The 5,062-nt window shown below is 42.7% G+C and carries 5 protein-coding genes; 1 reads left to right on the forward strand and 4 read right to left on the reverse strand.

The features are described 5' to 3' along the window. Positions 1 to 671: tetratricopeptide repeat protein (locus C5684_RS05805; RefSeq protein WP_104639708.1), on the forward strand; the 671-nt coding region annotated here is incomplete at its 5' end. Here C5684_RS05805 and C5684_RS05810 read toward each other — a convergent pair. The 4 genes from C5684_RS05810 to C5684_RS05825 all read right to left on the reverse strand — a co-directional run bounded on the left by C5684_RS05810 (position 668) and on the right by C5684_RS05825 (position 5,001). Beyond that, a complete protein-coding gene (locus C5684_RS05810) occupies positions 668 to 1,612 on the reverse strand; it encodes a tetratricopeptide repeat protein (protein WP_233708674.1) in 945 nt (314 codons plus the stop codon). The two genes, C5684_RS05805 and C5684_RS05810, sit on opposite strands and share 4 nt — an antisense overlap. 52 nt (positions 1,613 to 1,664) lie before the next feature. After that, positions 1,665 to 2,630, reverse strand: coding sequence for an SEL1-like repeat protein (locus C5684_RS05815; protein ID WP_104639710.1), 966 nt, complete (start codon positions 2,628 to 2,630; stop codon positions 1,665 to 1,667). Positions 2,631 to 2,743: 113 nt separating this feature from the next. Continuing rightward, positions 2,744 to 3,796: a hypothetical protein gene (locus C5684_RS05820; protein ID WP_104639712.1), complete on the reverse strand. Its 1,053-nt coding sequence runs from the start codon at positions 3,794 to 3,796 to the stop codon at positions 2,744 to 2,746. 8 nt (positions 3,797 to 3,804) lie between these two features. After that, positions 3,805 to 5,001, reverse strand: a complete 1,197-nt coding sequence (locus C5684_RS05825; protein WP_233708675.1) for a tRNA methyltransferase — start codon at positions 4,999 to 5,001, stop codon at positions 3,805 to 3,807. Between the last annotated feature and the right edge of the window lie 61 nt (positions 5,002 to 5,062).

The raw sequence follows: 5,062 nt of genomic DNA on the forward strand, positions 1-5,062 counted from the left end.
TTTGGCGTGTTTTCCTAGTATGGGCGCTGGTATTTGGCGTGGGTAGTGCTAATAGCCAAGCAGATACATACTACCAGCTTGCAAAGTCTTATAGCCACACTGGGGATTATGCCCAATCCATCATCTACTGGGAGAAATTAGCAGAACTAGGAGATGCCAGAGGGTTTTACGGGATGGGGTATGCGTATGATTTGGGCTATGGTGTCCCCCAAGACCACTCCAAAGCCCTAAAATACTACCAAAAAGCCGCAGAGCTAGGAGATGCTCGGGGTTATGTTAGTTTAGGCGTAATGTATGTCAATGGTCATGGCGTGATCAAAGATGATGCTAAAGCTTTGCAATACTTCCAAAAAGCCGCAGATATGGGGGATGCTGAGGGCTATAATAACTTGGGGTTGGTTTATGCCAAAGGTGTGGGTGTCAATCAAGACTATTTTAAAGCCATCACCTACTTCCAAAGGGCCGCAGAGTTAGGGAGTGCTAGAGGTTGTCACAACTTAGGAGTGGCATATAAATTTGGTTTGGGCGTTGCAAAAGATGAAGCAAAAGCATTGCAGTATGTCCAAAAAGCCTGTGCTATGGGGTATCAAAAAGCTTGTCAGCCAAGACAGCACCTGAATCGAAGAATTAGGTTTTCACAGGTTTTACCAAGAGGACAAATTAATTCTTAAAACAAATCCCGCAACCAATCCCAAAAACCCTTTTCTTCGGGTATTGCGGGTTTTTTCCCCGTGATCTGATACACAAGGTAACAAGAGTCGTAATCACCCATTATGCAAGCTTTATTGAAATATTTTAAGGCTTTTTGTGTGTCTCGCTCCCGATTATAGGCATAATAGCCTAGATCATAACAAGCCGTCCCATACCCCATATCCGCAGATTTTTGGAGGTATTCATAGGGATTGATTGCAGACTTAAACAAACGATAATAAGCGATCGCATAATCTAGTTGCGCCGCCTTTTGGTAGTATTGATCTGCTTTGTTTTCATACTCCCATGCGCTTTGAAACTTTTTGTCTGCGCTCGCTTCTTCTTTTTTCTGATTATAAAACTCGCCTAGCTCAAAATACCCTCTAGGATCCCCCATCTCCATCACCTTTTTAAAGTAAGCAACGGATTTTTGAGGATCGTTGTAAAAGTCAGGCACCCTATAGTACCGCTGTCCTGCATACAATCTCCCCAAAAAGACATAGGCTTGCACATTCCCCTCTTTGCCTTCCTTTTCCCAAATTTGGCAGGCTTTTTGAAGATATTGTTGGGCTTTTGTTTTATCTTTTGGGACACCATCTCCATAAAAATACATATACCCTAGCCCAAAAAACCCTAACCCATCGCCCATATCCGCAGCCTTTTGGAAGTATTGGAGCGCTTCTTTGTATTTGACACGATCTGTTCGGTATATCTCTCTTCTATCCGGAACTATAAAGCCTGCATAATCCCACCAATTGACATCGAGCATACCTAAACCGCTAAACCCCCGTCTATCTCCCATTTTGGCTAGTTTAGAAAAATAAATCTTAGCTGTGTGCCCGTCCTCATACTCCCAAGCCCTTATGGCGTGGGCAAAGTAAGTATCCGCATCGCTGGCATGCATTACCCCTAAGCAACACATCCAAAGTAGTGCAATCTTTAACATGCTTGCAAGTCTAGTCATCATCACTTGGTTATTCCTCATAGTTTCTTCCTCGCGCTTCATCGCAAGCGCCCGCATCGCCCAAATCACAAGCCTTATCGTAATAGTACATGGCTTTTTGTTCATCTTTTGGGACACCATAGCCCCATTTATACATATCTCCCAAACTAGTATTAGCGTCCAGACTTCCTAATTCTGCTGCCTTTTTAAGATACTTCAGGGCTTTGGAAGTGTCATAACCCTTGTAAGCACGCCCTAAAGCCTCATAAGCATCAGCCTTGCTATGGTAAGCCTTTTGGCAATATTCTAGGGCTTTTTGTTCATCTTTTGGGACACCATCCCCTATCACATACATATCTGCTATGACAAGATACCCATCTTTATTGCCACCCTCTCCAGCTTTTTGGTAGTATTCTATGGCTTTTTGTGTATCTTGGGACACATCCTTACCAAACCTATACAGGTTTCCCAAGGCAAGGTATGCCTCAATATTGCCCATTAGTGCAGATTGTTTGAAATACTGGATGGCTTTTGGGATATCCTTTGGTGCGCCACCGCCAATTGCATAGAAATAGCCTAAGCTCAGATACGCCTCAGAATTGCCCATTTTCCCAGCCTTGTGGTAGTATTCTAGGGCTTTTGGGATATTCTTAGCGACCATAAAATCACCACTTTTAAAGCCACACTCATAAAAACCTGCCAATTTTACATACGCTCCCACATTCCCCATTTTGGCAGCTTTTTGGTAATACTGGAAGGCTTTTTTAAGATCGCTTTCCACGCCTGTGCCACCCCAATAATAGACATCTCCCAAGCCCTTATACCCTCTAGCATCCCCCTCTTTAGCCAGTTTGCTAAAATACTCCAAAGCCTTTAGCATGGTTGTGCTATAGAGATTATCCTTTGCGATGGCGTAATCTCTATCCCGATCGCTTTGGGCATGCATACTTGCTAACACCAATACACTCACCAGCACCACTTTAATCACATTAGCCATATCTGCACTCCTTTAATACTTGGTTTTAGAGTTAGGATTATCGCCTGTTTAAGGTGCTCGACCTTAGCAATCCTCAGCCCAACTCCAATCTGTGTTGCAGGCTTTTCTACCAATCATTTAAACTCCCTTGTCAAGTGTTTTTGCAATCCCAAGCATAGTGTATTTTCAGATTTAAAAACTTGGATTTGTCGGTGTAGATTGTCATATAAACAAGGGATGTGATCTAGGGTGATCAAGCGTTCTTCTTTGAGCTTTTTTTGCATGCGCTGGATTAGGTTTTTGCTGGGGTTTTGAAAACTCTTTAAGCAGAGGTTTAAGAATTGAGAATCCAAGTAAGAGGGATACAAACAAACTTCAGGGGTGCTCTCAATTTGGCTAGACGCGCTCTTAAGCTGGGCAAGTATCTCTAGGTAAGCCCCGCCTATTTTAGCTAAATGGATACTTTGGAAATAGCGATAATCTAAAATCTGGTATAAGAGTGGGACTAGATTGGGATTGCCTAGCGCTTGGGCAAAATCTACAACAAGTGTTGTAGGGCTGTCATCACCCAAGCCCATCAATCTATTTAAAATCCCATAAACCCTAAGCCCAGTGTCTAAGTCTTGGAACAAATGAGTGAGTGCGGGGCTTTTATGGGGGTGGTCATTATATACACCTACTTCTAGGCTATCTGTGTTTTGCCATATCTCATCCATGCTTAAACAATCTGGAGTCCAACATGCGTGCGTGTTGGTGTAGTGGTGGATAAGCTCGATGTATGTAAAGGGATTGATGGTGTGTTGTTGGAGTTGCAAAAGGGGAGTATAGAGAAACGCGTTAATTTGTGAAAAGTCTAAAGCAATTTGTTTAGCTGTTTTGCTAAATTGTGGCACTTTTGGATCATCTGGCATGGATTCTTGGATGAGCTCTAAAAGAGCGAGCGCGCTAAAGAGATGCATTGCTCTTAGAATAGCACGCTCTGTAGAGGTGCTTGCCCTAAATTGTTTTAAGATGGGGATAGCAATACTTTGGGCTAGTTGGAGTATTTGTTGCCTTTGGGGGCTTAGATTTATCAAAAAGGCGTGCAAAGAGGGAGGGTGTGCCTGTCTATATAATGTCTGCATCTCTTGAATAGGATTTGCGAGCAGGGGTAGAAAGAGCAAGCCCATCCAAAGTAAAAAGGGCATAGATTTCCCTAAAATTTCATCTTTTGCAAGGCTTGACAAAGGGCGTTATTAGATTTGAAAATTTGGAGTTTATCCTTAGGGTCTAAATACACACAGGGACTATCATCAATAGAAAGCAGGCGCACGAGGTGTAATTGCTCTTGAATGTCTTTAGCGTTATAGGTTTGGGATTGAAAGAGTTGTAGGCAAGTTTGCTGGGATTTGAGGCTTAAATATTTGGGGCTTAGGCACATGGTGGGGTGGTCTTTTAGCGTGTCTTTTAAAATCTTGGGGTCGTCATTTCTTAAGAGATCGTAAAAAGGGGCGTTGCGATTTAGTGGGATCACTCGTGATATGAAGAGATCAGCGAGGTGTTCGGGGTCTATGCGTTGGGCGTTTTTATCCATGAAGTCCCAAAATACGCGTCTAAATACACATGTGTTAGATATTTGGTCCCAAGCTATCTCCCCATCAAAGATGGTGTTCAGAACTATCGAAACCCAATAACTATAGTCTGCATGGTGGGCGAAGATTTGCATGGGTATATGCGCTTCATGCATATCTTGGGCTAAGCGTTTTCTAAAAGGCTTATGGGGGACAATGTTTTTTCTGCGTTCTTCATATATCCTTGCTCGATTAAAATCACGGATATTGTTTATACGACGCAAATCAGTATTTTTAGAAAAGAGACGATGGAGTTGCTCTAGATAGGCAATCACATCTAGCCCAGCTTTGTGGGCGTTGAAAAGCGGGGCATAAAGCCATGCATTGATGTGTAAAAATTCGCGGGCAATAAATGTCTCCTTTTTTTCAAGCAAATCTACTACTATGAGGTCTAGGGCGTTAAACATGGCCATATCCTTCACATGGGCTAAAAAAAGCTCTTCTCTTTTGTTTTTGGGCTTAAACTCTTGAAATAGTGGGACTTGCTTAGCCACAGCTTTAGCTAGAGGGATAGAGGCATCGGTGTAATGCCGCATAGCCCAAGTCAAAGCGGGTAGGTATGCTGTATCTGGGTTATTTGGGTTATTGGGATCGTCTATGTCATCGTCTATCTTGGCGGAGGATTTTTGCATGTAATCATAGAGTGCCTTAAATGCCTTGAAAAAGGGGGCGTTTTGGGATTCTTTGGGGTTGTCTATTTGAATAAAGATAGTTAATACATGTTCCTTTTCTTTGCCCTGCAAATTTAAGACCAAGAGGGCTAAGAGAAGTAGGCGGATCATTTCTATTCCTTTTTTAGGTTGGTTTGCAAGGCTAGACATAGGGCATTACTGGATTTAAAAA

Source organism: Helicobacter bizzozeronii (genome assembly GCF_900196775.1).
Taxonomy (GTDB): domain Bacteria; phylum Campylobacterota; class Campylobacteria; order Campylobacterales; family Helicobacteraceae; genus Helicobacter; species Helicobacter bizzozeronii.

Bases quoted from the DNA above. Each gene is read 5' to 3' on its own strand.
- C5684_RS05810 (WP_233708674.1), bottom strand. From the start codon at position 1,612: ATGTGTTGCTTAGGGGTAATGCATGCCAGCGATGCGGATACTTACTTT.
- C5684_RS05815 (WP_104639710.1), bottom strand. From the start codon at position 2,630: ATGGCTAATGTGATTAAAGTGGTGCTGGTGAGTGTATTGGTGTTAGCA.
- C5684_RS05820 (WP_104639712.1), bottom strand. From the start codon at position 3,796: ATGCCCTTTTTACTTTGGATGGGCTTGCTCTTTCTACCCCTGCTCGCA.
- C5684_RS05825 (WP_233708675.1), bottom strand. From the start codon at position 5,001: ATGATCCGCCTACTTCTCTTAGCCCTCTTGGTCTTAAATTTGCAGGGC.